This window comes from Burkholderia sp. JKS000303, assembly GCF_002563755.1.
Classification (GTDB): domain Bacteria; phylum Pseudomonadota; class Gammaproteobacteria; order Burkholderiales; family Burkholderiaceae; genus Burkholderia; species Burkholderia anthina_B.
The window spans coordinates 2,247,186-2,271,880 of the sequence record NZ_PDBZ01000001.1 but is presented as its reverse complement, the minus strand read 5'-3'; the positions used below and the strand labels follow the sequence as shown (position 1 = coordinate 2,271,880).

At 68.2% G+C, this 24,695-nt stretch carries 25 protein-coding genes; 13 read left to right on the top strand and 12 right to left on the bottom strand.

Annotated elements, in window-relative coordinates; all coding sequences use genetic code 11:
- Positions 1-48 precede the first annotated feature (48 nt).
- On the top strand, positions 49-756 hold the full coding sequence (locus BX604_RS10985; RefSeq protein WP_098550830.1) for a Crp/Fnr family transcriptional regulator: 708 nt from the start codon (positions 49-51) through the stop codon (positions 754-756).
- Between the two features lie 87 nt (positions 757-843).
- Positions 844-2,055: a chromate efflux transporter gene (gene chrA, locus BX604_RS10980; protein WP_098550829.1), complete on the top strand. Its 1,212-nt coding sequence runs from the start codon at positions 844-846 to the stop codon at positions 2,053-2,055.
- Between the two features lie 110 nt (positions 2,056-2,165).
- Here the strand turns inward: chrA and sodB are convergent, their stop codons facing one another.
- Together sodB and xseA are read right to left on the bottom strand one after the other, a co-directional pair.
- A complete protein-coding gene (gene sodB / locus BX604_RS10975; RefSeq protein WP_006762833.1) occupies positions 2,166-2,744 on the bottom strand; it encodes a superoxide dismutase [Fe] in 579 nt (192 codons plus the stop codon).
- 233 nt (positions 2,745-2,977) lie between these two features.
- Positions 2,978-4,360 carry an exodeoxyribonuclease VII large subunit gene (gene xseA, locus BX604_RS10970; protein ID WP_098550828.1) on the bottom strand — a complete coding sequence of 461 codons (1,383 nt, stop codon included), beginning with the start codon at positions 4,358-4,360 and terminating at the stop codon, positions 2,978-2,980.
- A gap of 450 nt (positions 4,361-4,810) precedes the next feature.
- Between xseA and lpxK the strand changes: the two genes are divergently transcribed.
- From lpxK to BX604_RS10945, 5 genes are all read left to right on the top strand, one after another.
- Positions 4,811-5,839, top strand: coding sequence for a tetraacyldisaccharide 4'-kinase (gene lpxK / locus BX604_RS10965; protein ID WP_098550827.1), 1,029 nt, complete (start codon positions 4,811-4,813; stop codon positions 5,837-5,839).
- The gene (locus BX604_RS10960) at positions 5,820-6,023 is read left to right on the top strand and encodes a Trm112 family protein (protein ID WP_006750935.1); all 204 of its coding nucleotides are present in this window, start codon (positions 5,820-5,822) and stop codon (positions 6,021-6,023) included. The genes lpxK and BX604_RS10960 overlap by 20 nt, the downstream gene beginning before the upstream one ends.
- A gap of 119 nt (positions 6,024-6,142) precedes the next feature.
- On the top strand, positions 6,143-6,934 hold the full coding sequence (gene kdsB / locus BX604_RS10955; protein WP_098550826.1) for a 3-deoxy-manno-octulosonate cytidylyltransferase: 792 nt from the start codon (positions 6,143-6,145) through the stop codon (positions 6,932-6,934).
- A 207-nt stretch (positions 6,935-7,141) separates the two neighbouring features.
- Complete coding sequence (adk, locus tag BX604_RS10950; RefSeq protein ID WP_098550825.1) at positions 7,142-7,804, top strand: adenylate kinase; 663 nt, start codon at positions 7,142-7,144, stop codon at positions 7,802-7,804.
- Between the two features lie 195 nt (positions 7,805-7,999).
- Positions 8,000-8,758: an SDR family NAD(P)-dependent oxidoreductase gene (locus BX604_RS10945; protein WP_098550824.1), complete on the top strand. Its 759-nt coding sequence runs from the start codon at positions 8,000-8,002 to the stop codon at positions 8,756-8,758.
- A gap of 82 nt (positions 8,759-8,840) precedes the next feature.
- On the opposite strand, the gene BX604_RS10940 is transcribed toward BX604_RS10945, so the two are convergent.
- Positions 8,841-9,683: a SirB1 family protein gene (locus BX604_RS10940; protein WP_098552824.1), complete on the bottom strand. Its 843-nt coding sequence runs from the start codon at positions 9,681-9,683 to the stop codon at positions 8,841-8,843.
- An 8-nt stretch (positions 9,684-9,691) separates the two neighbouring features.
- Positions 9,692-11,242, bottom strand: coding sequence for a murein biosynthesis integral membrane protein MurJ (gene murJ / locus BX604_RS10935; protein WP_098550823.1), 1,551 nt, complete (start codon positions 11,240-11,242; stop codon positions 9,692-9,694).
- 302 nt (positions 11,243-11,544) lie between these two features.
- Between murJ and rpsT the strand changes: the two genes are divergently transcribed.
- Positions 11,545-11,817 carry a 30S ribosomal protein S20 gene (gene rpsT, locus BX604_RS10930; RefSeq protein ID WP_098550822.1) on the top strand — a complete coding sequence of 91 codons (273 nt, stop codon included), beginning with the start codon at positions 11,545-11,547 and terminating at the stop codon, positions 11,815-11,817.
- Positions 11,818-11,985: 168 nt separating this feature from the next.
- On the opposite strand, the gene BX604_RS10925 is transcribed toward rpsT, so the two are convergent.
- Positions 11,986-12,306, bottom strand: coding sequence for a DUF3579 domain-containing protein (locus tag BX604_RS10925; RefSeq protein ID WP_098550821.1), 321 nt, complete (start codon positions 12,304-12,306; stop codon positions 11,986-11,988).
- Positions 12,307-12,731: 425 nt separating this feature from the next.
- Here BX604_RS10925 and argF point away from each other — a divergent pair, with 425 nt between their 5' ends.
- Complete coding sequence (gene argF / locus BX604_RS10915; RefSeq protein WP_098550820.1) at positions 12,732-13,661, top strand: ornithine carbamoyltransferase; 930 nt, start codon at positions 12,732-12,734, stop codon at positions 13,659-13,661.
- A gap of 119 nt (positions 13,662-13,780) precedes the next feature.
- On the opposite strand, the gene murB is transcribed toward argF, so the two are convergent.
- Positions 13,781-14,830, bottom strand: coding sequence for a UDP-N-acetylmuramate dehydrogenase (murB, locus tag BX604_RS10910; RefSeq protein WP_098550819.1), 1,050 nt, complete (start codon positions 14,828-14,830; stop codon positions 13,781-13,783).
- A 136-nt stretch (positions 14,831-14,966) separates the two neighbouring features.
- On the opposite strand from murB, the gene BX604_RS10905 reads away from it, so the two are divergent.
- Positions 14,967-15,452, top strand: coding sequence for a YajQ family cyclic di-GMP-binding protein (locus tag BX604_RS10905; protein WP_098550818.1), 486 nt, complete (start codon positions 14,967-14,969; stop codon positions 15,450-15,452).
- Between the two features lie 75 nt (positions 15,453-15,527).
- Here BX604_RS10905 and plsY read toward each other — a convergent pair whose 3' ends face one another.
- Positions 15,528-16,169, bottom strand: a complete 642-nt coding sequence (gene plsY / locus BX604_RS10900) for a glycerol-3-phosphate 1-O-acyltransferase PlsY (protein WP_098550817.1) — start codon at positions 16,167-16,169, stop codon at positions 15,528-15,530.
- 182 nt (positions 16,170-16,351) lie between these two features.
- The gene (gene ybaK, locus BX604_RS10895) at positions 16,352-16,843 is read right to left on the bottom strand and encodes a Cys-tRNA(Pro) deacylase (protein ID WP_098550816.1); all 492 of its coding nucleotides are present in this window, start codon (positions 16,841-16,843) and stop codon (positions 16,352-16,354) included.
- 264 nt (positions 16,844-17,107) lie between these two features.
- On the opposite strand from ybaK, the gene BX604_RS10890 reads away from it, so the two are divergent.
- Positions 17,108-18,670 carry a class I adenylate-forming enzyme family protein gene (locus BX604_RS10890; RefSeq protein ID WP_098550815.1) on the top strand — a complete coding sequence of 521 codons (1,563 nt, stop codon included), beginning with the start codon at positions 17,108-17,110 and terminating at the stop codon, positions 18,668-18,670.
- Between the two features lie 45 nt (positions 18,671-18,715).
- Here the strand turns inward: BX604_RS10890 and xerD are convergent, their stop codons facing one another.
- The 3 genes from xerD to queG form a co-directional block, all read right to left on the bottom strand.
- Complete coding sequence (gene xerD, locus BX604_RS10885) at positions 18,716-19,672, bottom strand: site-specific tyrosine recombinase XerD (RefSeq protein ID WP_098550814.1); 957 nt, start codon at positions 19,670-19,672, stop codon at positions 18,716-18,718.
- Positions 19,669-20,139, bottom strand: coding sequence for a methylated-DNA--[protein]-cysteine S-methyltransferase (locus BX604_RS10880; protein ID WP_098550813.1), 471 nt, complete (start codon positions 20,137-20,139; stop codon positions 19,669-19,671). The genes xerD and BX604_RS10880 overlap by 4 nt, the downstream gene beginning before the upstream one ends.
- 63 nt (positions 20,140-20,202) lie before the next feature.
- Complete coding sequence (gene queG, locus BX604_RS10875) at positions 20,203-21,438, bottom strand: tRNA epoxyqueuosine(34) reductase QueG (protein ID WP_098550812.1); 1,236 nt, start codon at positions 21,436-21,438, stop codon at positions 20,203-20,205.
- 17 nt (positions 21,439-21,455) lie between these two features.
- On the opposite strand from queG, the gene tsaE reads away from it, so the two are divergent.
- Together tsaE and BX604_RS10865 are read left to right on the top strand one after the other, a co-directional pair.
- Positions 21,456-22,007 (top strand): tRNA (adenosine(37)-N6)-threonylcarbamoyltransferase complex ATPase subunit type 1 TsaE, encoded by a 552-nt coding sequence (gene tsaE, locus BX604_RS10870; protein ID WP_098550811.1) that lies wholly within the window; start codon positions 21,456-21,458, stop codon positions 22,005-22,007.
- Positions 21,989-23,524 carry an N-acetylmuramoyl-L-alanine amidase gene (locus BX604_RS10865; protein ID WP_098550810.1) on the top strand — a complete coding sequence of 512 codons (1,536 nt, stop codon included), beginning with the start codon at positions 21,989-21,991 and terminating at the stop codon, positions 23,522-23,524. The genes tsaE and BX604_RS10865 overlap by 19 nt, the downstream gene beginning before the upstream one ends.
- Before the next feature lie 45 nt (positions 23,525-23,569).
- On the opposite strand, the gene BX604_RS10860 is transcribed toward BX604_RS10865, so the two are convergent.
- Positions 23,570-24,448, bottom strand: a complete 879-nt coding sequence (locus tag BX604_RS10860; RefSeq protein ID WP_175801245.1) for an EamA family transporter — start codon at positions 24,446-24,448, stop codon at positions 23,570-23,572.
- Positions 24,449-24,695: the final 247 nt, after the last annotated feature.

Here is a 24,695-nt window from a genome sequence, read left to right as displayed (position 1 = left end):
GCGCGTCACGCCCGAGAACCTCTGTCAACTACCCGACATCGCGTGCCCATGCCCTCGTCGCTCGCCCCCTACCTGCCGCAGATCGAAGCGCACCCGTGGTTCGCCGCGCTGCCGCCCGACTTGCGCGCGCAGTTGCTCGAGCGCGCCGCGTTGCGGCGCCTGCCTGCCGGCCATGCGCTGTTCCGGCGCGGCGACCCGCCATGCGGGCTGTATGCGGTACTGGCCGGTTCCCTCACCATAGGCGCGGTGGATGCGCACGGCAAGGAGGCGCTGTTGACGGTCGCCGAGCCCGTCACGTGGTTCGGTGAAATCGCGCTGTTCGACGGCCAGCCGCGCACCCACGATGCGATCGCGCTCGACGACACGCTGCTGCTGCACGTCCCGCAAGCCGCCCTGCTCGGGATCCTCGACACGACGCCGCAATACTGGCGGCAATTCGCGCTGCTGATGGCGCAAAAGCTCCGGCTGAGCTTCCTGACCGTCGAAGCGATGAGCGTGATGCCGGCCGCGCAGCGGCTCGCCGCGCGGCTGCTGATGATCGCCAACGGCTACGGCGGGATCAGTGCCGGCCGCACGCGCATCCGGCTGTCGCAGGAAAAGCTCGCGTCGATGCTGTCGCTGACGCGGCAGACCACCAACCAGTTGCTGAAGGCGCTGCAGGCCGACGGCGTCGTGCGGCTGCATGTCGGCGAGATCGAACTGGTCGATGTCGACGCGCTGCGCCGCGCGAGCGGGCTGCCCGACGGCATGGCCTGACGCCCGCGCAATCGCCACAACGCCGCATTCCCGGCGTCACGCCGTTGCGCTATCGTGGCGGCTCGTTCGCCCTCGCCCGCGCCGCCCTTGCACACGTCGACCGTCTCCGCTCCTTCCCGCCACGCGTGGCCCGTGTTCGTCGCGTTCCTGCGGCTCGGCCTCACGTCGTTCGGCGGCCCGGTCGCGCATCTCGGCTACTTCCGCGACGCATTCGTCACGCGGCGCGGCTGGCTGACCGAGCGCGCCTACGCGGATCTCGTCGGGCTGTGCCAGTTCCTGCCGGGGCCGGCCAGCAGCCAGGTCGGGATGGCGATCGGGTTGTCGCGCGCGGGCTATGCGGGGATGTTCGCCGCGTGGCTCGGCTTCACGCTGCCGTCGGCGCTGCTGATGATGCTGTTCGCGCTCGGCGTGCACGCGACGGGCATGCCCGTCGCGGCCGGCGCGCTGCACGGGCTGCGCATCGTGTCGGTCGCGGTGATCGCGCAAGCGGTGTGGGGCATGGCGCGCACGCTGTGTCCGGATGCGCGGCGCGTCACGCTGATGGCGGCCGCGGCCTGCCTCGCGCTGCTTGTGCCGGCCGCGTGGCTGCAGGTCGTGGTGATCGTCGCGGCGGGTGCGGCCGGCCTCGTGCTGTTGCCGCAACCCGAGCGCGGCGCGCACGATCCGCTGCCGCTGCATGTGTCGCATCGCGCAGGCGTGCTGTGGCTCGTGCTGTTCGCCACGCTGCTCGTCGTGCTGCCGTTCGCGGCTCGCGCACTGGATTCGCACGCGCTCGCGGTCGTCGATGCGTTCTTTCGCACCGGCGCGCTGGTGTTCGGCGGCGGGCATGTGGTACTGCCGCTGCTGCAGGCGGCCGTGGTCGCGCCGGGCTGGGTCGGCGACTCGGCGTTCCTCGCCGGCTACGGCGCCGCGCAGGCCGTGCCGGGGCCGCTCTTCACGTTCTCGGCGTTCCTCGGCGCGTCGCTGCGCGAGGCCCCGAACGGCTGGCTCGGCGCGGCGATCGCGCTCGTGTCGATCTTCGCGCCGTCGTTCCTGCTCGTCGCGGGCACCGCACCGTTCTGGGAACGCCTGCGCCGCAGCACGCGGATGCAGGCCGCGCTCGCGGGCGTCAATGCGGCCGTGGTCGGGCTGCTGGTCGCCGCGCTCTACCACCCGGTGTGGAGCAACACGATCGTGGCGCCGCACGATTTCGCGGCCGCGCTCGTCGCGTTCGTCGCGCTCGTGTTCTGGCGCGTGCCGCCGTGGGCCGTCGTGATCGCGAGTGCGGCGCTCGGCTGGGTGTCGGGGATGATGACGTGATCCGCCGGATGCCGCCCGTTCGTCGGCATCCGGCAAAAACAAAAAAGCCCTCGTGACGAGGGCTTTTTTTCGCAGTGCCGCGCGCCGCGATGGCGTGCAAACGCCGGGGCTTACGCGAAGTTCTTCGCTGCGAAGTCCCAGTTCACGATGTTCCAGAACGCTTCGACGAACTTCGGACGTGCGTTGCGGTAGTCGATGTAGTACGCGTGTTCCCACACGTCGATCGTCAGCAGCGCCTTGTCGGCGGTCGTCAGCGGCGTTGCCGCGTTGCTCGTCGACACGATGTCGAGCGAACCGTCAGCCTTCTTCACGAGCCATGCCCAGCCCGAACCGAACGTGCCGACTGCCGCCTTCGTGAACGCTTCCTTGAACGCGTCGTACGAACCCCACTTCGCGTTGATGGCGTCGCCCAGCGCGCCCGACGGAGCACCGCCGCCGTTCGGCGACAGGCTGTTCCAGAAGAACGTGTGGTTCCAGATTTGCGCGGCGTTGTTGAAGATGCCACCCGACGACTTCTTGACGATCTCTTCCAGCGACAGGTTTTCGAATTCCGTGCCCGGGATCAGATTGTTCAGGTTCGTCACATAAGCCTGGTGGTGCTTGCCGTAGTGGTACTCGATCGTCTCTTTCGAGATGGTCGGCGCGAGTGCGTCTTCAGCGTACGGGAGCGGCGGGAGCGTATGAGCCATGGCGATTCCTTCGTTGAGTATGTGGGGAGGCTGTGTTGAATGCTGCCGAGCGTCCGATTGTAGGCGAGTCCGAATATCCCCGCAAACTCACGGGCATTTATCCGCGGTATGCCGAAAATCGACGCTGGCGCTTCGTCCGGCAGGACCAGACGACATCGCGCAGCATTCGTTCCCGCGCCGGATGCGGCGGGCGCACCCGGCAGGCAACCTTCGTTTCGCTTACGCGGTGGCCGTCAGATCGTGTCGGTGAGTCGTGGCTGCACGTCGGCGAGCGATACGTCGGCCGAGCCTTCGGCGAGATGCACGGTCAGGCGGCGCTGCGGCTTCAACGCGCTCGGCGCGCGCACCGCGCGGCCGGTCTGCGCGTCGATCAGCGCCGCATAGCCGCGCTCCAGCGTGCGCTGCGGGCTCAGCACCTCGAGCCGCGCCGCACAGGCCGAGACCCGCGCGGTATCCCGCTCGTAACGACGCTGCAGCGCCACCGCGAGACGTTGCGACAGCCCCGCGAGCGCGTGACGCGCGTACGCCGGATCGGGCCGCGCGCGCTGCCAGCGCAGTTGCGCCAGTGCGAAGCGCGCCCGTGCGTCGCGCACCGGCCGCGATGCCGCCGACGCAAGCCGCACGGCAAGCTGCTCGACGTGCGTGCGCTGCCGCTGCAACCGCTCAGCCGGGCTGACGAGCCGCCGCGCGAGCCAGTCGAGTTGCTGCGCGCGTTGCTCGAGCCCGCGCTCGAGGCTGCGCGCCAGCGCGCGTTGCCGGTCGGCGACCTCGCGCAGGAGCAATGCACGCTGCGGACTCGCGAGCTCGGCCGCGCCGGTCGGCGTCGGCGCGCGCAGGTCGGCCGCGAAGTCCGCGATCGTGAAATCGGTTTCGTGGCCGACGCCGCTGACGACCGGCAAGTCGCTCGCGGCGATCGCCCGCGCGAGCGCTTCGTCGTTGAACGACCACAGATCCTCGATCGAACCGCCGCCGCGGCAGACGAGTAGCACGTCGACCTCGCACCGCGCGTTCGCGGCCTGCACGGCCGCCACGAGCTTCTCGGCCGAGCCCGCGCCCTGCACGGGCGCCGGGTAGACGATCACCGGGATGTGCGGCGCGCGGCGCGCGAGCGTGGTCAGCACGTCGCGCAACGCGGCTGCCTGCAGCGACGTGACGATGCCGATCGCGCGCGGGTGGGTCGGCAACGGGCGCTTGCGCTCGGGCGCGAACAGCCCTTCGGCCTCGAGCTGGGCCTTCAGGCGCAGGAACGCCTCGTACAGGCGCCCTTGCCCGGTGCGCCGCACGGCCTCGACGTTGAGCTGCACTTCGCCGCGCGGCTCGTACATCGTGATGACCGCGCGCACCTCGATCCGGTCGCCTTCGCGCGGCGTGAATTCCGCGTACTGCGCGCGACCGCGGAACATCACGCAGCGCATCTGCGCCTGCTGGTCCTTGATCGAGAAATACCAGTGTCCGCTCGCGGCACGCGTGAAGTTCGACACTTCGCCCGAAATCCACAGCAGCGGAAACGAGCGCTCGAGCATCGTCGAAATGGCACGGTTGAGCGCCGAAACGGGAATCACTTCGTCACCGCCGCGGGTGGCGCCGGGAGCGGAAAAAGGGGAGTCGAAAGACATGGGCGGTCGGATGAATGCTGGCGGCGACACGATAGTCCGACATGCGCGCGACGTCCAGCGCCGACCGTCCGCGCCGCGCCGCGCGAAATGTGTCCACATGCTGGCAATCGTCCGCCAAAAACGCTTAAAAACCGCGTAAAAAAACAGACGATTTGATGTAACGCATTGATTTTTATGAATTTTTAAACATTACAAAAAGATGCACCTCCGATTCGATGCCCACCGGGCGGGCGTTTGACGTGAACGGGCGGCGAGTTTTTCACAGAGTTATCCACAAGCCGCACCGATCCGGCCCCATCGAGGTTGCCGCCCGGCCGCGCTTGCCGCGCCCGCGTGCGACGCGCTAGAGTGCCGCCTTCCGAAGACCTTGCGGCATGCGCCGCCCAACGGAGAATCCGCCTTGACGAATCCGTCCCACGCCGCGGCGCACGATGCGCCGCGCCCGGCCCGATGAGCGCGCCCGGCGGCCCGCTCGCGCGGCTCGAAGCGCACCTGACACGCGAATGGCAGCGCCGCGGTGCGCTCGCCTGGGCGCTCACGCCGTTCGCGTGCGTATTCGGTCTGTGCGCAGCGCTGCGGCGCACCGCCTATGCGCAGGGCTGGAAGCAACCGGTCGACGTCGGCGTGCCCGTCGTCGTGGTCGGCAACGTGACCGTCGGCGGCACCGGCAAGACGCCGACCGTGATCGCGCTCGTCGACGCGCTGCGCGCGGCCGGCTTCACGCCGGGCGTCGTGTCGCGCGGCTACGGCGCGAACGTGAAGGCGCCGACCGCCGTCACTCCCGCGTCGCGCCCGAGCGCGGCCGGCGACGAACCGCTGCTGATCGCGCGCCGCACCGGCGCGCCGGTGTGGGTGTGCCCCGACCGCGTCGCGGCCGCGCAGGCGCTGCGCGCCGCGCACCCGGACGTCGACGTGATCGTCAGCGACGACGGCCTGCAGCACTACCGCCTCGCGCGCACGGTCGAGCTCGTCGTGTTCGACCACCGGCTCGGCGGCAACGGCTTCCTGCTGCCGGCCGGGCCGCTGCGCGAGCCGCTGTCGCGCCACCGCGACGCGACGCTCGTCAACGATCCGTACAGCGGCGCGCTGCCGCCGTGGCCCGACACCTATGCGCTCGCGCTGACGCCGGGCGCCGCCTGGCACCTCGACCAGCCGGCGCTGCGCCGCCCGCTGTCGCAGTTCGCGAACGAGCGCGTGCTCGCCGCGGCCGGCATCGGCGCACCGGAGCGCTTCTTCGCGACCCTGCGCGCGGCCGGCCTCGCACCGGCGACGCGCGCGCTGCCCGACCATTACGCGTTCGCCGACAATCCGTTCGTCGACGACGCGGTCGACGCGATCCTGATCACCGAGAAGGATGCAGTAAAATTGGGCGCTTCCTGGCGCGACGCTCGGCTGTGGGTCGTCCCCGTCGAAGCCGCGCTCGATCCTCGCCTCATTGCCCTCGTTGTGGAGAAACTCCGTGGACGCTCGCCTGCTTGAAATCCTTGTGTGCCCTATCTGCAAAGGCCCGCTCCACTATGACCGCGCCGCGCAGGAGCTGATCTGCAACGCGGACAAGCTCGCCTACCCGATCCGCGACGGCATCCCCGTGATGCTCGTCGACGAAGCGCGCCAGACCGTCGAAGGCACGCCGGTCGACCCGGCCGGCCCCGCCGGCAGCTAAGCCGACGCGCCGCTGAACCGGCGCCCGGTCGCGACCTGTCCGCGGCCGCGCGCCGGGCCTTTCCGGGTGGCCCGCTGCCAATGCGCCGCCCGCCCCGCCCTTCTCACCGCTGAACCCCGATGACTCATCCGCAGCCCTTCATCGCCGTCATTCCTGCCCGGCTCGCGTCGACGCGCCTGCCGAACAAGCCGCTCGCCGATCTCGGCGGCAAGCCGATGGTCGTGCGCGTCGCCGAACGCGCGCGCGAAGCCGGCGCGCAGCAGGTGCTCGTCGCATCCGACGCGCAGGACGTGCTCGACGCGGCTCGCGATCACGGCTTCGAAGCGGTGCTGACGCGCGCCGACCATCCGTCCGGCACCGACCGGCTCGCGGAAGTCGCGGCGGCCTTCGGCTGGAGCGACGACACCGTCGTCGTCAACGTGCAGGGCGACGAGCCGCTGATCGACCCGGCGCTGGTGCGCGACGTAGCGTCGCACCTCGCGGCCCATGCGGACTGCGCGATCGCGACCGCGGCCCACCCGATCCACGACGCAGCCGACGTGTTCAACCCGAACGTCGTGAAGGTCGCTCTCGACGCGCGAAACGTCGCGATGTACTTCTCGCGCGCGCCGATTCCGTGGAGCCGCGATGCGTACGTATCGCACTGGCCGGACGTCGCGGCCATGCCTGCACCGGCTTTCCCGGTCTACCGCCACATCGGCCTGTATGCGTATCGCGCGCGTTTCCTGCGCACGTATCCGTCGCTCGCGCAGGCACCGATCGAGCAGGCCGAGCAGCTCGAACAACTGCGCGCGATGTGGCACGGCGAGCGCATCGCGGTGCTCATCACCGATCAGGCGCCCGCAGCCGGAGTCGACACGCCGGCCGACCTCGCGCGCGTGCAGGCCCTTTTTCGGCCGACTTCAAAATAACCCATGGCATAATCAGGCGATTGTGCGAGCCGTCCGCGACCCGCGCGCCTCCGCTTGCCCCCGCCGCGGTCCTTTCCGGCAGCCACGCGTCGCTCTCGACGACGCGTCGCGTCAGACCGGTTCACCGCGCACCAGGCAAGCACCGCGCCCGTTGTCGTCGACGCTTTTGCGCCTCGCCACACGAATCTACATACCGGAGATATCACCATGCGTTTGATCCTGTTGGGCGCGCCCGGCGCGGGAAAGGGCACCCAGGCAAACTTCATCAAGGAAAAGTTCGGCATCCCGCAAATCTCGACGGGTGACATGCTGCGCGCGGCCGTCAAGGCCGGCTCGCCGCTCGGCGTCGAGGCAAAGGGCTACATGGACGCCGGCAAGCTCGTGCCGGACGCGCTGATCATCGGCCTCGTGAAAGAGCGCCTGAAGGAATCGGATTGCGCGAACGGCTACCTGTTCGACGGCTTCCCGCGCACGATCGCGCAGGCTGACGCGATGAAGGAAGCAGGCGTTGCGATCGACTACGTGCTCGAGATCGACGTGCCGTTCTCGGAAATCGTCGAGCGCATGAGCGGCCGCCGCACGCACCCGGCATCGGGCCGCACGTATCACGTGAAGTTCAACCCGCCGAAGGTCGAGGGCAAGGACGACGTGACGGGCGAACCGCTGATCCAGCGCGACGACGACAAGGAAGAAACCGTCAAGAAGCGTCTCGAAGTGTACGAAGCGCAAACCAAGCCGCTGATCACGTACTACGGCGACTGGGCGCAACGTGGCGAGGAAAACGGCCTGAAGGCGCCGCAGTATCGCAAGATCTCGGGCCTCGGCAGCGTCGACGAAATCCGCGAGCGCGCATTCGGCGCACTGAAGTAAGCGCTGCGTCGCGCACCCGCAAGCCGCCCTTCCCGGGCGGCTTTTTTTTCGCCCGGCCGCTATTCGCACGACCGTGCTTGTCTGGCCGCCGCGCGATGGCGCCCCATACAATCGTTCGAATACGTGCGCGCCGGACACCGGCGCGTACCGGCTTTGAGCCGATCGACCGGCATCGGCCCCACCAAGGAGACAGTCATGGAGATTCGCGGCAACGTCTTTCTGATCACCGGCGGCGCATCGGGCCTCGGCGCGGGAACGGCCCGCATGCTCGCGCAGGCAGGCGGCAAGGTCGTGCTCGCCGACCTGAACGAGACGGCCGGCACGGCGCTCGCGAGCGAACTGGGCGGCGTCTTCGTGCGCTGCGACGTGTCGAGCGAGGCCGATGCGCAGGCGGCCGTCGACGCCGCGACGCGCGCGGGCACGCTGCGTGGCCTCGTGAACTGCGCGGGCATCGCGCCCGCCGCGAAAACGGTCGGCAAGGACGGCGCGCATCCGCTCGACGTGTTCGCGAAGACGATCAGCGTGAATCTGGTCGGCACCTTCAACATGATCCGGCTCGCGGCCGCCGCGATGGCTGCGACCGCGCCCAACGATGCAGGCGAGCGCGGCGTGATCGTCAGCACCGCATCGGTCGCCGCGTACGACGGGCAGATCGGCCAGGCCGCCTATGCCGCATCGAAGGCCGGCGTCGCCGGCATGACGCTGCCGATCGCGCGCGATCTGTCGCGCAGCGGCATCCGCGTGATGACGATCGCACCGGGGCTGTTCGAGACGCCGATGCTGCTGGGCATGCCCAAGGACGTGCAGGACGCGCTCGGCGCGATGGTGCCGTTCCCGCCGCGGCTCGGCAAGCCGGACGAATACGCGATGCTGGTGCGTCAGATCGTCGAAAATCCGATGCTCAACGGCGAAGTGATCCGCCTCGACGGCGCGATCCGGATGCAGCCGAAGTAACCCGCGAACCGCCGCAAATGCAAAACGCCCGCAATGCGGGCGTTTTCGTTCCGGCTGCCGGTTGCGGCACGGCCGCGGGGGCTCAGTCCTCGTCGTCGCGCTGCATCCGCTGGCGCAACTCGGTGACCTGCGATTCGACGACGGTGGCGTCGTCCGCATCGGGCCGTTCGCCGAGATACTGCTCGAGATCCTCGAGCGCGGGGCGCAGGTAGTCGAGCCGCGCATACGCGAACCCGCGATCGCGCACTTCGTCGAGTTGTTCGGGCAGCAGGATCACGAGCCGCTGCTGCACCGCGAGCAGCCGCTGCCAGCGTTCCGTCTGCAGATAGATCGTCTTCAAGTTGCGCAGCATCCGCGCGATGATCTCGCGGCTCGTGGCCGGCTGCAGCAGCGCGCGCAACGCGCTGTCGACCGCGCCGGCCGCACGCGCGACGTACGGCTCGAGCATCTCGACCATCTCGGCCTCGGACAGCGAATGGCCGTTGGTCGGGTCGATGATCAGGTCGCCGTCCGGCAGCGTCACGCGCAGCAGGAAATGACCGGGGAACGACACGCCGCGCGCCGGCACGCCGACCTGCTCGGCGAGCTCCAGATACAGCACCGACAGCGAGATCGGAATCCCGCGCCGCCGCTTCAGCACGGCGTTCAGGTGGCTGTTATCGGGGTCGTAGTAATCGTTGTGATTGCACGCGAAGCCGAGTTCGCGAAAGAAGAACTCGTTGAGCGCGGCGACGCGGTCCTTCAGGTCTGCATCGTCGGCGAGCCGGCGGCGCAGCCGCGCGGCCAGCATGTCGAGTTCGGCCAGCGTGCCCTGCAGGTCGAGGTCGGGATACGCGTCCTGCGCAAGCGACAGCGCGGTTTCCGTGACGGGCAGACTGTCGTCGTCCGCCACGAGCGTGCTGAAGTAGTCGAGGACGCGGGTCAGTGCGGTCGTCACTTGGCGCGCCTTCTGAAATAAGCGTATTTGAAGCCCATCACCCACAACATACCGAAATATAGTGCAGCGAACAGCACCAGGCACGCCGCCATCAGCGCAATCCGGTCGAGCGGCTGCGCGCGCATGCCGGTCCAGTCGAAGCTGATCGCGCACCAGTGCATCAGGCCGGCAAGCACGAGCGTCGCGCCGATCAGCTGCACGAAGAAGCGCAGCCAGCCCGGCGACGGCTGGTAGATGCCGCGCTTGCGCAGCCCGATGAACAGCAGCAGCGAGTTCAGGCAGGCGCCGACGCCGATGCTCAGCGTGAGGCCCGCATGACCGATCAACGGCACGAACACGTAGTTCGAGATCTGCGTGACGATCAGCACGCCGATCGCGATCTTCACCGGCGTCTTGATGTCCTGCTTCGCGTAGAAGCCCGGCGCGAGGATCTTGATCAGGATGATGCCGACGAGGCCGATCCCGTAGGTCGCGAGTGCGCGCGCGACCATCGTGACGGTATGCGCGTCGAACTTGCCGTAGTTGAAGAGGGTCGCGGTGAGCGGCGTCGCGAAGAAGAACAGCGCGAGCGCGCTCGGCGCGGCAAGCAGGAACGTGACGCGCAGCCCCCAGTCGAGCAGTGCCGAGTATTCGTGCGTATCGGCGTCGACGTGCGCCTTCGACAGGCTCGGCAGCAGGATCGTGCCGAGCGCGACGCCGAGCAGCGCCGTCGGGAATTCCATCAGGCGGTCGGCGTAGTTGATCCACGACACCGCGCCCTGCCCGAGCCGCGACGCGATGTTGGTGTTGATGATCAGCGACAGTTGCGCGACCGACACCGCGAACGTCGCGGGCACCATCTTCGCCAGCACGCGCTTCACGCCGCGGTGACGCAGCGCGCGCATCGGGTTGAGCCCGATCAGCGGCACCATGTCGATCTTCTTCAGGGCCGGCAGCTGCACGAGGAACTGCAGCACGCCGCCCACGATCACGGCCCACGCGAGCGCGAAGACGGGCACTTTCATGTGCGGCGCGACGAACACGGCGGCGGAGATGAACGCGACGTTCAGCAGCACCGGCGCGAACGCCGGCAGCGAGAAGCTCTTGTAGGTGTTCAGCACGCCGGACGCGAGCGTCGTCAGCGAAATGAACACGATGTACGGGAACATGATCCGCGTCATCGTGACCGCGAGCGGGAACGCCTGCCCGTCGGTGTGCAGGCCGGAGGCGACCGCGAACACGACCCACGACGCACCGGCGATCCCGAGGACCGACAGCACGGCGAGTGCCCACGCGAGCACGGTCGACATCGCATCGACGAGCGCCTTGGTCGCATCGTGCCCTTGCTGGTTCTTGAACTCGGCAAGGATCGGCACGAACGCCTGCGAGAACGCGCCTTCGGCAGACAGGCGGCGCAGCAGGTTCGGAATGCGGAAGGCGACGTAGAACGCGTCGGTGTATTGACTGGCGCCGAACGCACGGGCGATCAGCGTTTCGCGGGCCAGTCCGGTCACGCGCGACAGCAGCGTGAAGCCGCTGACCGTCAGCAGGGCTCGGAATAGATTCATGGGGCGCTCATTATACGGACGTTGCGCGACCCGGCGCGGACGGATGCCGAAAAGCACGCGTGCCGCCGGCGCCCCATCCGGCCGATGTCACGTTGAACTTGCCACGTGCTTGATTCTGTTGCTATAATTGCCGGTTTCTGAGCCTGTACATGCACGGCGCCTGTCGTTTTCATGTCTCGGCCTCGGTTAAAATCACCGTTTTTTATGCGCCCCTGGGCAATCGTTCTCAGGGGACGGATCGAAAAGCAGCGCTTGGCCGTCAGGCTCCAAGCTCTGGAAACAGGACAGGATAAGGAACCGTCATGGCTAACTCCGCACAAGCACGCAAGCGCGCCCGCCAAGCCGCGAAGGCAAATTCGCACAACTCGGCGCTGCGCTCGAAATTCCGTACCGCGATCAAGTCGGTTCGCAAGGCTGTTGAAGCCGGCGACCAGGCAAAGGCTGCCGAGCTGTTCAAGGCTGCCGTGAAGACGATCGACACGATCGCCGACAAGAAGATCGTTCACAAGAACAAGGCCGCTCGCAGCAAGAGCCGCCTGGCCGCAGCCGTCAAAGGTCTGCCGGTAGCAGCGTAAATCCGGCGTGACCGGCAAGGGCGCTCGCTTCGGCGAGCGCTCCTGTGTCCTGCGATCGCAAAAAAGCCCGCCTAGGCGGGCTTTTTTGCTGCGCGTCGTCCGGACATCATGCCGGCCGCCGGGGATCGGGCACGCGCCGCATGCGCGACGCGCCCTCGCCCGTCGCACTCACTTCTTCTCGCTGTAGTCCGGCAGTTCGCACGCCTCGGTAACGACGAGGTTGTTGTCCTTCGCGAAATTCAGCACGAAATCGAATGCCATCGGCTCGACGTCGCGCAGCCGGGAGTCGAGGATCACGCATTTCAGGTCGCCGATCATCGTCGGGCGCACGTACAGCGAATATTTCAGGCGCGCGTTCCGCCCGCTCGCACCGGGCCCGAAGCAGGCCATCACGCCGGCCAGACGCTCCGACCAGTCGCTCGGGCGAAACTTTTTCCCGTCTTTCGTGATGCCCTGGATGAAGAATTCGGTCGGGGGGGTTTCAGCCATGTGGTTACCCAAGTGACGGCCCGGCGATGCCCAGGCAACGGCGCCTGGATACGCGAACACAAAGCTGGAATCGACGGCGGCGCAAGCGCTTCGACACCCTGAAAAACTGGCTTTCGATGCGCGCCACCGGCGCGCCGCACCGATTTTGTGCAGCGCATGGCTTGTGTCCGGCAGAGCGCGAAACGGCTTGCCTGCCGGGCTGGAGAAAACTTTTGAATTATACCGCAGCGCGCCATCGCGCGTCGTCTCGCGGCCCCTCTTCCGACACCCTCCGGCACCCGATCGGGACCCGTTTCGATCGCGCCCCGGTTTTCGTCGTGGCTCGTCAAAGCACAGAAAATCCTTTATGCTGCTTTGAGTTATCCACACCCGACGGCGGCGCCGTCCGGCCTCGCTGCCGGTCCCGACCCGCCGTATTTCGTTTCATGACCGCCAAAACCATTCGTCACTACCTGCAGTTCAAGGATTTCTCGCTGGAAGACTACGAGTACGTGCTCGAACGCACGGGTATCCTGAAACGCAAGTTCAAGAACTACGAGACCTATCACCCGCTGCACGACCGCACGCTCGCGATGATCTTCGAGAAGAGCTCGACGCGCACGCGGCTGTCGTTCGAGGCCGGCATCTTCCAGCTCGGCGGCCACGCGGTCTTCATGAGCACGCGAGACACGCAGCTCGGCCGCGGCGAGCCCGTCGAGGATTCCGCGCAGGTCATCTCGCGGATGGTCGACATCATCATGATCCGCACGTTCGAGCAGGACGTGATCACGCGCTTCGCGCAGAATTCCCGCGTGCCGGTGATCAACGGCCTGACCAACGAATACCACCCGTGCCAGGTGCTCGCCGACATCTTCACGTACTACGAGCACCGCGGCCCGATCGCCGGCAAGACGGTCGCGTGGGTCGGTGACGCGAACAACATGCTGTACACGTGGATCGAAGCCGCGCAGATCCTCGGCTTCAAGCTGCGCCTGTCGACGCCGCCGGGCTATGCGCTCGACATGAAGCTGGTGTCGCCGGACAGCGCGCCGTTCTACGAGGTGTGCGACGATCCGAACGAAGCCTGCAAGGGCGCCGATCTCGTGACGACCGACGTGTGGACGAGCATGGGTTTCGAAGCCGAGAACGAGGCACGGATGAAGGCGTTCGCCGACTGGTGCGTCGACGAGGAAATGATGGGCCATGCGAACGCCGATGCGCTCTTCATGCATTGCCTGCCCGCGCACCGCGGCGAGGAAGTGACGGCCGGCGTGATCGACGGCCCGCAAAGCGTCGTGTGGGACGAAGCGGAAAACCGCCTGCACGTGCAGAAGGCGCTGATGGAGTTCCTGCTGCTCGGCCGCCTCAAGCACTGAGCGCAGCACGCGCGCGCCGCCGCAATAATCCGGCGGCAAGCAAAAAAGCGCCGATCGTCGATCGGCGCTTTTTGTTCGTGTCGGCCAAACGGAGATCGAAGCCGGGGATCAAAGCCGCGTTACAGGCAGACCGGTTCCGGCTCGAGCTCGACGCCGAAACGCGTGTGCACGTCGTCCTGGATCGCACGCGCCAGCGCGAGCACGTCGGCGCCCGTCGCGCCGCCGCGATTGACCAGCACGAGCGCCTGCCGGTCGTGCACGGCCGCGGCGCCGAGCGCACGCCCTTTCCAGCCGCAGCGATCGATCAGCCAGCCGGCCGCGAGCTTCACGTGCCCGTCCGGCTGCGGATACGACACGACGTCCGGCGCGCGCGCGCGCAGCGCATCGAACTGCGCGGCGTCGATCACCGGATTCTTGAAGAAGCTGCCGGCGTTGCCGAGCACGAGCGGATCGGGCAGCTTCGCACGGCGAATCGCGACGACCGCGTCGAACACGTCGCGCGGCGTCGCCGCGTCGGTCGCGATGCCGCGCGCATCGAGCTCGCGCGTGACGTCCGCGTAGCCGAGCCGCGGCGTCCAGCGCTTGGGCAGCCGGAACGTCACCGCCACGATCGCGAAGCGGCCACGCCCTTCCCGTTTGAAGAAGCTGTCCCGATAACCGAATGCACAGCGTGCGGCGTCGAAGCGCTCGCTGCGCCCGGTCGCGAGCTCGACGGCGTCCAGCGAATCGAAATACGTCTTCATCTCGAGGCCGTATGCGCCGATGTTCTGGATCGGCGCGGCGCCGACGGTGCCCGGAATCAGCGCGAGGTTCTCGAGGCCCGGCATCCCCTGTTCGAGCGTCCATGCGACGAACGCATGCCAGGTCTCGCCGCCGCCCGCCTCGACGTACCACGCGTCGTCGTCTTCGCGCACGACGCGGCGGCCGACGATCTCGTCGAGCAGCACGACGCCGTCGAAATCACGCGTGAACACGACGTTGCTGCCGCCGCCGAGCACAAGTTGCGGCAGGTTCGCGACCCGCGGGTCGCGATGCAGCGCCGCGAACTGCGCCGCGTCCGTGATGCGGGCGGCGAAGCGCGCGCGCACGCCGATGCCGAAGGTGTTGTGCGCGGCGAGCGGATGGTCGGGGAGCAGCGACAGGGCGGAATCGTCAGGAGGCATCGGCATTCGCGGTCACGTTCACCGGGCAGGCACACGGCCGGCCTTGGGCAAACGAAGGGGCATCGGTAAAATGGCAAACAGTCCGCAATTATAGCGAGTGCCCGCGCGCGAGCCGGGCGCCCGCATCTCAAGGGAGAATGCCATGCCATCGTTCGACGTCGTTTCCGAAGCGAACATGATCGAAGTGAAGAACGCCATCGAGCAGTCGAACAAGGAAATTTCGACGCGCTTCGACTTCAAGGGCTCCGACGCACGCGTCGAGCACAAGGAGCGCGAGCTCACGCTGTTCGCCGACGACGATTTCAAGCTCGGCCAGGTCAAGGACGTGCTGATCAACAAGCTCGCCAAGCGCAACGTCGACGTGCGCTTCCTCGACTACGGCAAGGTCGAGAAGATCGGCGGCGACAAGGTCAAGCAGATCGTCACCGTGAAGAAAGGCGTGACGGGCGACCTCGCGAAGAAGATCGTCAGGCTCGTGAAAGACAGCAAGATCAAGGTGCAGGCGAGCATCCAGGGCGACGCGGTGCGCGTGGCCGGCACGAAGCGCGACGATCTGCAAAACGTGATCGCGATGCTGCGCAAGGACGTGACCGACACCCCGCTCGACTTCAACAACTTCCGCGACTGATCGACACCGTCGGCCAGTGATGCCGCGCCGCCGGGCCCCGCGCGCCCCGGCGGGCGGCGGCAGTCACACCTTCCTTCAGGCTTTCCCGCCGTCCTGCGCGCCGCCGTCGGCCGCCGCCTTCTTCTTGTCCCCGATCCGGCTTTCCTGCCCCGCCAGCAGCTTCGAGATGTTGCCGCGGTGACGCCACACGAGCAGCACGCTCATCGCCAGCACGGCCCATGCGACCGGGTTGTGACCCGGCATGCCGAACAGGAACACGTCGAACAGCGGCGCGAACACGGCCGCCACCAGCGCCGCGAGCGACGAATAGCGGAAGAAGAACGCGATGATCAGCCAGGTCAGCGCGGTCGCGAGCCCCAGCGCGGGGTGCACGGCGAGCAGCACGCCGGCCGCGGTCGCGACGCCCTTGCCGCCCTGGAAGCGGAAGAACACCGGATACAGGTGGCCAAGGAACACGGCGATCGCGACCCACGCGACCGCGACGTCGGGCAGCCCGAAGTGACGCGCGAGCCAGACGGCGATCCAGCCCTTGAACGCGTCGCCGACGAGGGTCAGGATCGCGGCCTTCTTGTTGCCGCTGCGCAGCACGTTGGTCGCGCCGGGATTCTTCGACCCGTACGAACGGGGATCGGCCAGGCCCATTGCGGTGCTGACGACGACGGCGAACGACACCGAACCGATCAGGTAGGCAACAAGTGCGGCGAGCAGGATCTGCATGCGGAGAACTCTTCTTTCAACGAATCGGTGAAGGGACGGCCGGGCACGGCGTACCGGCCGGTGGCGGCAGGCGCCGTCGCGACGAACCGCCGGCAGGCTGTGGCGGCCGGCCACACGGGCCGACCAGCCGAAACGGCGCCCATTCTACCGAACGAGCACGGCCTGCCACGAAGGTGAAACCCTCAGTCGACGCTCGCGCACTGCACGGGCGTCGCGCCGAGCAGCGTCGCGAGCACCGCGGGCGCGAGGCTCACGAGATAGCCGCGGCGGCCGCCGTTCAGGTAGATCGTCGGCAATTCGAGAATCGTCGATTCGACGTACACGGGCATCGTCTTGCGCGTGCCGAACGGCGACGTGCCGCCGACCAGGTAGCCGGAGTGGCGGTTCGCGACGTCGGGCTTGCACGGCTCGATGCGCTTCGCGCCGATCTGCCGCGCGAGGTTCTTGGTCGACACCGTGCGGTCGCCGTGCATGAGCACGATCAGCGGCTTCGCGTGCTCGTCCTCCATCACGAGCGTCTTCACGACGCTGTGTTCGTCGACGCCGAGCTGGCGCGCCGATTCACCGGTGCCGCCGTGCTCGACGTATTCGTACGGATGCTCGCCGAACGCGACGCCGTGGCGGCGCAGCAGCTGGGTCGCGGGTGTCTCGGACACGTGTCTGGATTTGCTCATGGCGGCATTTTAATGGCGAACGACCGGCGGGCGGGCGCCATTGCACGATCCTCCGTCATGCGCTCGCGCGAGTGCGCGGCGCGCCGGCGGTATACTCGCGGCCCCCTCACGCACCGGCCGACGCCATCGCCCCGCAATGCGCCATCATTGCGGCGCGTGCGAAGCGTTATTGCCCAATCGGCCGATTGTGGCGTACGCGCCGCCATGGCACGATCGTTCGCAAATCTCGCCGTGCCGCCGCCCGGCCCTTCCACTGGAGACGCCATGACCTCGTCTGACCGCTCATCCGCGCCGCTCGACGTCGCGGCCCTGCTCGCCGCGCTACCCGACCGGATCGCCGACGTGCCCGCCCGCTGGGCCGCGCGTGCGCCCGCGCACCCGGCGTTGATCGAGGATGCGCGCCGCCTGTCCTACGGCGAGCTGGCGCAGGCCGTCGACGCGGCCGCCGGGCGGCTCGCGAGCCTCGGCGTGCGCGGCGGCGACCGCGTGATGATCGTGGCCGAAAACAGCGTCGCGCAGATCGTGCTGCTGTTCGCGGTCGCGCGCGTCGACGCATGGGCGCTGATGACGAACGCGCGGCTGTCGGCCGGCGAACTCGATGCGATCGCCGCGCACGCGCAGCCGAAACTGATCGCCTTCGCGACGGAGGCGTCGCCCGATGCGCGCACACACGCGGTGCGCTACGACGCGACGCCGGCCGACGCGCTGCCGATCGACATCGGTGCGTGGTCGCACCGGCTCGACGTGAATGCCCCCGACGAGCCGGTCGCGGCCGACGGCGCCGCCCAATGCGCGGCGCTGATCTACACGACCGGCACCACGGGTGCGCCGAAGGGTGTGATGCTGTCACATCGCAACCTGCTGTTCATCGCGGCGACCTCGAGCACGCTGCGCCGCGTGTCGCCCGACGACGTCGTGTACACGATGCTGCCCGTGTCGCACGTGTACGGGCTCGCGTCGGTCTGCCTCGGCAGCCTCTATGCAGGCGCGACGCTGCGGCTCGCGCCGCGCTTCTCGCCGGAGGCCGTGCGCGTCGCGCTGGCCGACGAAGGCGTGACGATCTTCCAGGGCGTGCCCGCGATGCACGCAAAGCTGCTCGAGCACCTGCATACGCACGCTCACGCGTGGCATGCGCCGCGGCTGCGCTTCGCGTATTCGGGTGGCTCCCCGCTCGATGCCGACCTGAAGGCGCGCGTCGAGCGCAGGTACGGCGTGCCGCTGCACAACGGCTACGGGATGACCGAAAGCAGCCCGACGATCACGCAGACGCCGCTCGACGCGCCGCGCACCGACTGTTCGGTCGGCGTGCCGATTCCGGGCGTCGAGATGCGGCTCGTCGCACCGGACGGCACCGACGTGCCGCCGGGCGAAGTGGGCGAAATCCGCGTGCGCGGGCCGAACGTGATGCTCGGCTACTACCGCAACACGGACGCAACGCGCGCGGCCGTATCGCCCGACGGCTGGCTGAGCACCGGCGATCTCGCACGGCAGGAAGCGGACGGCGCGGTGACGATCGCGGGCCGCAGCAAGGAGTTGATCATCCGCTCGGGCTTCAACGTGTATCCGGTCGAAGTCGAACAGGTGCTGAACGCGCATCCGGACGTCGTGCAGGCGGCGGTCATCGGCCGTGCGGTCGAGGGCAACGAGGAAGTGCTCGCGTTCGTCGAGCTGATGCCGGGCGCGGCGGCGACCGAGGCTGCCCTGCACGCGTGGTGCGCGGACCGGCTCGCGCCTTACAAGCGCCCTGCACACATTCGCGTACTCGATGCGCTGCCGGCCGCATCGACCGGCAAGGTGCTCAAGCACAAGCTGCGCGAACTCGCGTAACGCGTCACGGCATGCCGGCGCGCGAACCGCCCGCTACGCATCGAATCAGCCGCGCGGATGGTGTTGCGCGTGCAGCGTCTTCAGCCGCTCGCGCGCGACGTGCGTGTAGATCTGCGTGGTCGAAATGTCGCTGTGGCCGAGCAGCAGCTGCACGACGCGCAGGTCGGCGCCGTGGTTCAGCAGGTGCGTCGCGAACGCGTGCCGCAGCGTGTGCGGCGACAGGTGCGCGCGCACGTCGGCGCGCTGCGCGTGGCGCTTGATGATGTTCCAGAACTGCTGGCGCGTCATCCCGTCGCCGCGCGCGGTCACGAACAGCGCGTCGGCCGCGCGCGCGCCGAGCAGCGCCGGCCGCGCGTTGCGCAGGTAGCGCTCGATCCAGCCGTGCGCGACTTCGCCGAACGGCACGAGCCGCTCCTTCGAGCCCTTGCCCATCACGCGCACGACGCCTTCGTTGAGCCCGACCTCGACGGTCTTCAGCGTGACGAGTTCGCTCACGCGCAGCCCGCTCGCGTACATCAGCTCGAGCATCGTGCGATCGCGCAGGCCGAGCGGCGTGTCGACGTCGGGCGCGCCGAGCAGCGCCTCGACCTGCGCCTCGGACAACGTCGACGGAAAGCGCGCGGCCTGCTTCGCCGACGTGATCCGCAGCGTCGGGTCGGCACTCGCATGATGTTCGCGCACGGCCCACCCGTAATAGCGACGGAACACCGACAAACGGCGGTTCGACGACGTCGCCTTGCCATCGCTGCGCGCGGAGATATAGCCCGTCACCATCGCTTCGTCGGCCACATCGAGCGGCGCGTCGTGCGCCGCGGCGAGCCATTGCGAAAACAGCACCAGATCGCGACGGTATGCGTCGAGCGTATTGCGCGAGAGCCCGTGCTCGAGCCACAGCGCATCGCAGAACACGTCGATCGACGCACGGCTCGCGAGCAGCGCGGGCGATGCCGCCGCCGCCGCGTCGTCGGATCCTGCGTCGGGGGAAAGCAGCGGTTCGCTCATCGGTACGGGACACCTTCGTGCGCCAGCAGCCAGCGCTTCACTTGCTGGTAATAGCCGTTGTCGTCGTGATTCGCGAAGCCGCCGAGGCCGCCCGCCGCGACCACGCGATGGCACGGAATCACGAGCGGAAAATAGTTCGCGCCGCACGCCTGGCCGACCGCGCGCGGCGCGCTGCCGATGCGCTTCGCGACCTGTCCGTAGGTCAGCACCGTGCCCGGCGGAATGTCGCTGATCACGTCCCACACGCGATGCTGGAACGCACTGCCGACGTCCGCGAGCGGCAGGTCGAAGCGCGCCGATGCACGCTCGAAATAACGTTCGATCTGCCTGACCGCGCGCTTCGCGAGCGGCGAATCCGGATCGACCGACTTCATCGACTCGGGCAGATAGACGATCTCGCGCACCACCGCGGCATCGGTGCGGATCCCGACCTTGCCGAACGGTGCGTCGATGACTGCATTGAACATGACCCTCTCCTCACCTGTGACACGTGCGGCACCGCCGCGCGCCGCCGACACTTTACGCCGCCTTCATGCGGCACGCAGCGCCCATTCGACATGCTCGCGCACGACGGGCGACGGATCGTCGGCACGGGCCCGCAGCGCGGCGACGATCGCTTCGCGCGCCTGCGACGCGAGCCGATCCGCCGGCGCGCGCAGCGCATTGCCGAGCCCGACCGCGAGATTGCGCAGCCAGCTTTCATAACCGATACGCCGGATTGCGCTGCCTTGCATCCGCGTATCGAAGGCGTCGGCATCCCAGCCGAACAGATCGACGAGCGTCGCGCGATCGAGGCCGTGCCGTACGTCGAAATCGGCGACGGGCGCGGCCTGCGCGAACTTGTTCCACGGGCACACGAGCTGACAGTCGTCGCAGCCGTACACGCGATTGCCGATCAGCGGCCGCAGCGGCTCGGGAATGCTGCCTTTCAATTCGATCGTCAGGTACGAGATGCAGCGGCGCGCGTCGACGCGATACGGCTCGACGATCGCGCCGGTCGGGCATGCGCCGATGCAGCGCGTGCAGCTGCCGCAGTGCGCGCCGGGCGTCTCGGGGGCGGTGTCGGGCGACACTTGCGCGTCGGTCGGCAGCGCGACGTCGACGTAGATCTCGCCGAGGAAGAACAGCGAACCGGCGTCGCGCTGCAGCAACAGCGTGTGCTTGCCGCGCCAGCCGACGCCGGCCTTCTGCGCGAGTTCGACCTCGAGCACCGGCGCCGAATCGGTGAACACGCGATAGCCGAACGCGCCGATCTCGCGCTCGATGCGCTCCGCGAGCGTCTGCAGCCGGTTGCGCAGCACCTTGTGATAGTCGCGGCCGCGCGCATAGATCGACACGACGGCCGCCTGCGGATCGTCGAGCCGCGCACGCTCGCGTGCGCGCCAGTCGCGCGGCGCGAGGGTGCCGGACGACGCATCGGGCGTGTCGGCGGCGAGCGTTTCGGCCGGCAAATAGGCGAGCCGCACGGAGATCACGCGTCGCGTACCGGCCACAAGTTCGGCCGGACGTGCACGTTTCATCCCGTGTTTCGCCATATAATCCATTTCGCCGTGGTACCCGGCTTCCAGCCAGGCGGCGAGGCCTGCTTCGGCATCCGAGAGATCGGTATCGCTGATGCCGATCGCCCCGAAACCCAATTCGCGCCCCCACGCCCTGATGCGAGCGGCGAGCGCAGTCAACGTCGCATCATCGAGCGCGCACGGCGCCGCGCCTTCGGCACGAGTCGAAGGCCTGTCGGATGCGGCGAGTTCCGGTAATCGGTTCATCGCACTATTTTACGAGAATGTCAGCCACGTCCCATACGCCTCATGCAGACACGCTGCCCGCCCCGCTCGCGGAACGCGTGATCGCACTCGCCGACGAAGCGGCGACCGAGGCCTTCGGCGCCCGTTTCGCGCACGCACTCGACGCGGCGCGCAGCGAACTCGCCCGCACCCATGCGTTCGACGGGCTGCAGATCCAGCTGGTCGGCGACCTCGGCGCGGGCAAGACGACCCTCGTGCGCGCGCTCCTGCGCGGCCTCGGCCACACCGGGCGCGTACGCAGTCCGACCTACACGCTCGTCGAACCGTACGCATTCGCACGCGACGATGGGGAACTTGAGGTCTATCACTTCGATCTGTATCGATTCAACGATCCGGCCGAATGGTCCGACGCAGGCTTTCGCGAATATTTCAATTCCAGCGCGATCTGTCTCGTCGAATGGCCACAACAGGCGGGCACTCTGCTTGGCGTGCCCGATCTGGTTTTCTCGCTCGACGTGGATGGCGACGGCCGCGTCCTCACCGTCCGGGCGTTCAGCGCTTCAGGAAAGGCATGTCTCGAAAGATGTTGATCAAACCGTTCCGCTCGATCGAATCGGCGGCCACCGCGACGCACAACTGGCGCCGTCGCCAGATCCTGTGCGCGGGCGCGTCGACGCTGGTGCTCGGTCTCGTCACCCCGCGGCTCGCGCATGCGTCGTCGGTGCTCGGCGTGCGCGTGTGGCCCGCACGCGATTACACGCGCGTCACGATCGAATCCGATCAGCCGCTGCAGAATACCCAACAGCTGTTGCAGGGTCCCGACCGGCTCGTCGTCGACCTGAGCGGCCTCGATCTCGACCAGGCGCTGCGCGACCTCGTGTCGAAGATCGCGCCGAACGATCCGCAGATCCAGTCGGTACGTGTCGGCCAGTATCAGCCGCACGTCGTGCGGATGGTGTTCGACCTGAAAGGTTCGGTGAAGCCGCAGGTGTTCACGCTGCCGCCGGTGGGCACCTACAAGTACCGGCTCGTGTTCGACCTGTATCCGGCCGTCGCCCCCGATCCGCTGACCGACCTGATCGCGCAGACCGAACGCAAGGAACAGGCGCTCAACGACACCGCGCGTGCGCAGCAGATGCAGCCGCCGACCGCGCTGAACGGCCCGGGCACGCCCCCGCCGCCGCCCATGGCCGGCAACGACAACAGCGATGCGTTCTTCCAGCGTTTCGCGCAAAACACACCGGCCACGCCGCGCACACCGCCGGCCGCCACCACGCCTTCGGCGCCCGCGAAGCCGGCCGTCAAGCCGCCGCCCGTCATCGCGCGCCGCGACGACAGCGAAGACGACAGCGACGCCTACAAGTTCACCGCGCCGAAATCCGGCAAGGGCGGCACCGTGCGCCTGCTGACGGTCGCGATCGATCCGGGCCACGGCGGCGAGGATCCGGGTGCGATCGGCGGCGGTGGCACGTACGAGAAGCACATCGCGCTCGACATCGCGAAGAAGCTGCGCGCGAAGATCGACGGTGCGCCGAACATGCGCGCGATGATGACGCGCGACGCCGACTTCTTCGTACCGCTGAACGTGCGCGTGCAGAAGGCGCGTCGCGTCGGCGCGGACCTGTTCGTGTCGATCCACGCGGATGCGTTCACGACGCCGTCCGCGCGCGGCTCGTCGGTGTTCGCGCTGTCCGACCACGGCGCGACGAGCGCCGCGGCACGCTGGATGGCGAACAAGGAAAACTCGTCGGACCTGATCGGCGGCATCAACATCAAGACGCAGGACGCGACCGTGAACCGCGCGCTGTTCGACATGTCGACGACCGCGCAGATCCGCGATTCGCTGCGCTACGGCGGCTACGTGCTGAAGGAAGTCGGCGGCATCAACAAGCTGCACAAGGGCTCGGTCGAGCAGGCCGGGTTCGCCGTGCTGAAGGCGCCGGACATTCCGTCGATCCTCGTCGAAACCGCATTCATCAGTAACCCGGACGAAGAGCGCAAGCTCAACGACGACAGCTATCGCGACGAGATGGCCGACGCGATCTTCCGCGGCATCAAGCGTTACTTCGCCGCGAATCCGCCGCTCGCGAAGAGCCGGATGGCCTGACGGCCACCCTTCCCCCGCCGCCGGCACGCACTGCGTGCCGGCGCGTCACGACGCCGCGAAGCGGCGCATCAGCTTCCCGCCGAACACGTTCACCGCGAGCCCGCCCATCACGAGCGCGGCGCCGATCAGTTGCACGCGCGTCAGGTGCTCGTCGAGAAAGAGCGCCGACGACGCGAGTCCGACGATCGGCACCAGCAGCGAGAATTGCGCGACCTGCGCGGCCGGATAGCGCGACATCAGGCGGCTCCACAAGCCGTAGCCGACGAGCGTCGCGACGAACGCGAGATAGACGACCGCGAAGATCGACGCGCCGGTCAGGCCGACGAGCGCGGCTTCGATCCGCTGCGGCCCCTCGAACCACAGCGACAGCAGGAAGAACGGCACCGGCGGCACGAGGCTGGCCCACACGACGAGCGACACGAGGTTCGCCCGGCCGACCTTCTTCGTGACGATATTGCCGAACGCCCACATCGCGGCCGAGCAGATGGTCAGCAGAAAGCCCGCGAGCGTCATCGCGCCCCCGCCCTGCACCGCGATCACGACGAGCCCGCCCGCGGCGATCGCGAGGCCGATCAGGTTCTGCACGCGCAGCCGCTCGCCGAGGAACAGCATCGCGAACACGAGCGTGAAGAACGCCTGCGACTGCAGCACGAGCGACGCGAGGCCGGCCGGCATGCCGACGTACATGCCGGTGAACAGGAACACGAACTGGCCGAGCTGGATCGTCGCGCCGTACAGGATCAGCATGCGCCACGGAATCTGCGGGCGGCGCACGAAGAACACCGCGGGCACCGCGGCGAGCGTGAAGCGCAGCGCGCCGAGCAGCATCGGCGGCATGCCGTGCAGGCCGACCTTGATCACGACGAAGTTCACGCCCCACGCCAGGATCACGATCAGCGCGAGCAGCAAGTCCTTCGGGGCCATCATCGGCGTCTCCTCGATTTTCGAATGGTTGTTCTGAAGCCGGTCAGTCTACCGGGTTTCGCCGTGCGGCCCGCCCGATACCTGCGCCGCGCGCATGGAATCGGCTGCCCGAGCAGCGGTGCAGCGACCCGACGATCGCTCCGCGCGGGCCGGGCTTGCCGGCCCGCGTCTGCACCGCATCGTTGCGCGCGTCGTTGCCGCGCGGCCAGTACAATGACCGGCATCCCCGCCGTCCTCACGAGACCCG

Coding starts and splice junctions, on each gene's coding strand:
- murB (WP_098550819.1), bottom strand. CDS start 14,830: ATGCCGATGCCTCCTGACGATTCCGCCCTGTCGCTGCTCCCCGACCAT.
- BX604_RS10890 (WP_098550815.1), top strand. CDS start 17,108: ATGACCTCGTCTGACCGCTCATCCGCGCCGCTCGACGTCGCGGCCCTG.
- BX604_RS10925 (WP_098550821.1), bottom strand. CDS start 12,306: ATGGCTGAAACCCCCCCGACCGAATTCTTCATCCAGGGCATCACGAAA.
- BX604_RS10945 (WP_098550824.1), top strand. CDS start 8,000: ATGGAGATTCGCGGCAACGTCTTTCTGATCACCGGCGGCGCATCGGGC.
- rpsT (WP_098550822.1), top strand. CDS start 11,545: ATGGCTAACTCCGCACAAGCACGCAAGCGCGCCCGCCAAGCCGCGAAG.
- sodB (WP_006762833.1), bottom strand. CDS start 2,744: ATGGCTCATACGCTCCCGCCGCTCCCGTACGCTGAAGACGCACTCGCG.
- tsaE (WP_098550811.1), top strand. CDS start 21,456: ATGTCAGCCACGTCCCATACGCCTCATGCAGACACGCTGCCCGCCCCG.
- plsY (WP_098550817.1), bottom strand. CDS start 16,169: ATGCAGATCCTGCTCGCCGCACTTGTTGCCTACCTGATCGGTTCGGTG.
- queG (WP_098550812.1), bottom strand. CDS start 21,438: ATGAACCGATTACCGGAACTCGCCGCATCCGACAGGCCTTCGACTCGT.
- xerD (WP_098550814.1), bottom strand. CDS start 19,672: ATGAGCGAACCGCTGCTTTCCCCCGACGCAGGATCCGACGACGCGGCG.
- lpxK (WP_098550827.1), top strand. CDS start 4,811: ATGAGCGCGCCCGGCGGCCCGCTCGCGCGGCTCGAAGCGCACCTGACA.
- BX604_RS10905 (WP_098550818.1), top strand. CDS start 14,967: ATGCCATCGTTCGACGTCGTTTCCGAAGCGAACATGATCGAAGTGAAG.
- BX604_RS10880 (WP_098550813.1), bottom strand. CDS start 20,139: ATGTTCAATGCAGTCATCGACGCACCGTTCGGCAAGGTCGGGATCCGC.
- xseA (WP_098550828.1), bottom strand. CDS start 4,360: ATGTCTTTCGACTCCCCTTTTTCCGCTCCCGGCGCCACCCGCGGCGGT.
- adk (WP_098550825.1), top strand. CDS start 7,142: ATGCGTTTGATCCTGTTGGGCGCGCCCGGCGCGGGAAAGGGCACCCAG.
- murJ (WP_098550823.1), bottom strand. CDS start 11,242: ATGAATCTATTCCGAGCCCTGCTGACGGTCAGCGGCTTCACGCTGCTG.
- kdsB (WP_098550826.1), top strand. CDS start 6,143: ATGACTCATCCGCAGCCCTTCATCGCCGTCATTCCTGCCCGGCTCGCG.
- BX604_RS10860 (WP_175801245.1), bottom strand. CDS start 24,448: ATGGCCCCGAAGGACTTGCTGCTCGCGCTGATCGTGATCCTGGCGTGG.
- argF (WP_098550820.1), top strand. CDS start 12,732: ATGACCGCCAAAACCATTCGTCACTACCTGCAGTTCAAGGATTTCTCG.
- ybaK (WP_098550816.1), bottom strand. CDS start 16,843: ATGAGCAAATCCAGACACGTGTCCGAGACACCCGCGACCCAGCTGCTG.
- BX604_RS10865 (WP_098550810.1), top strand. CDS start 21,989: ATGTCTCGAAAGATGTTGATCAAACCGTTCCGCTCGATCGAATCGGCG.
- BX604_RS10985 (WP_098550830.1), top strand. CDS start 49: ATGCCCTCGTCGCTCGCCCCCTACCTGCCGCAGATCGAAGCGCACCCG.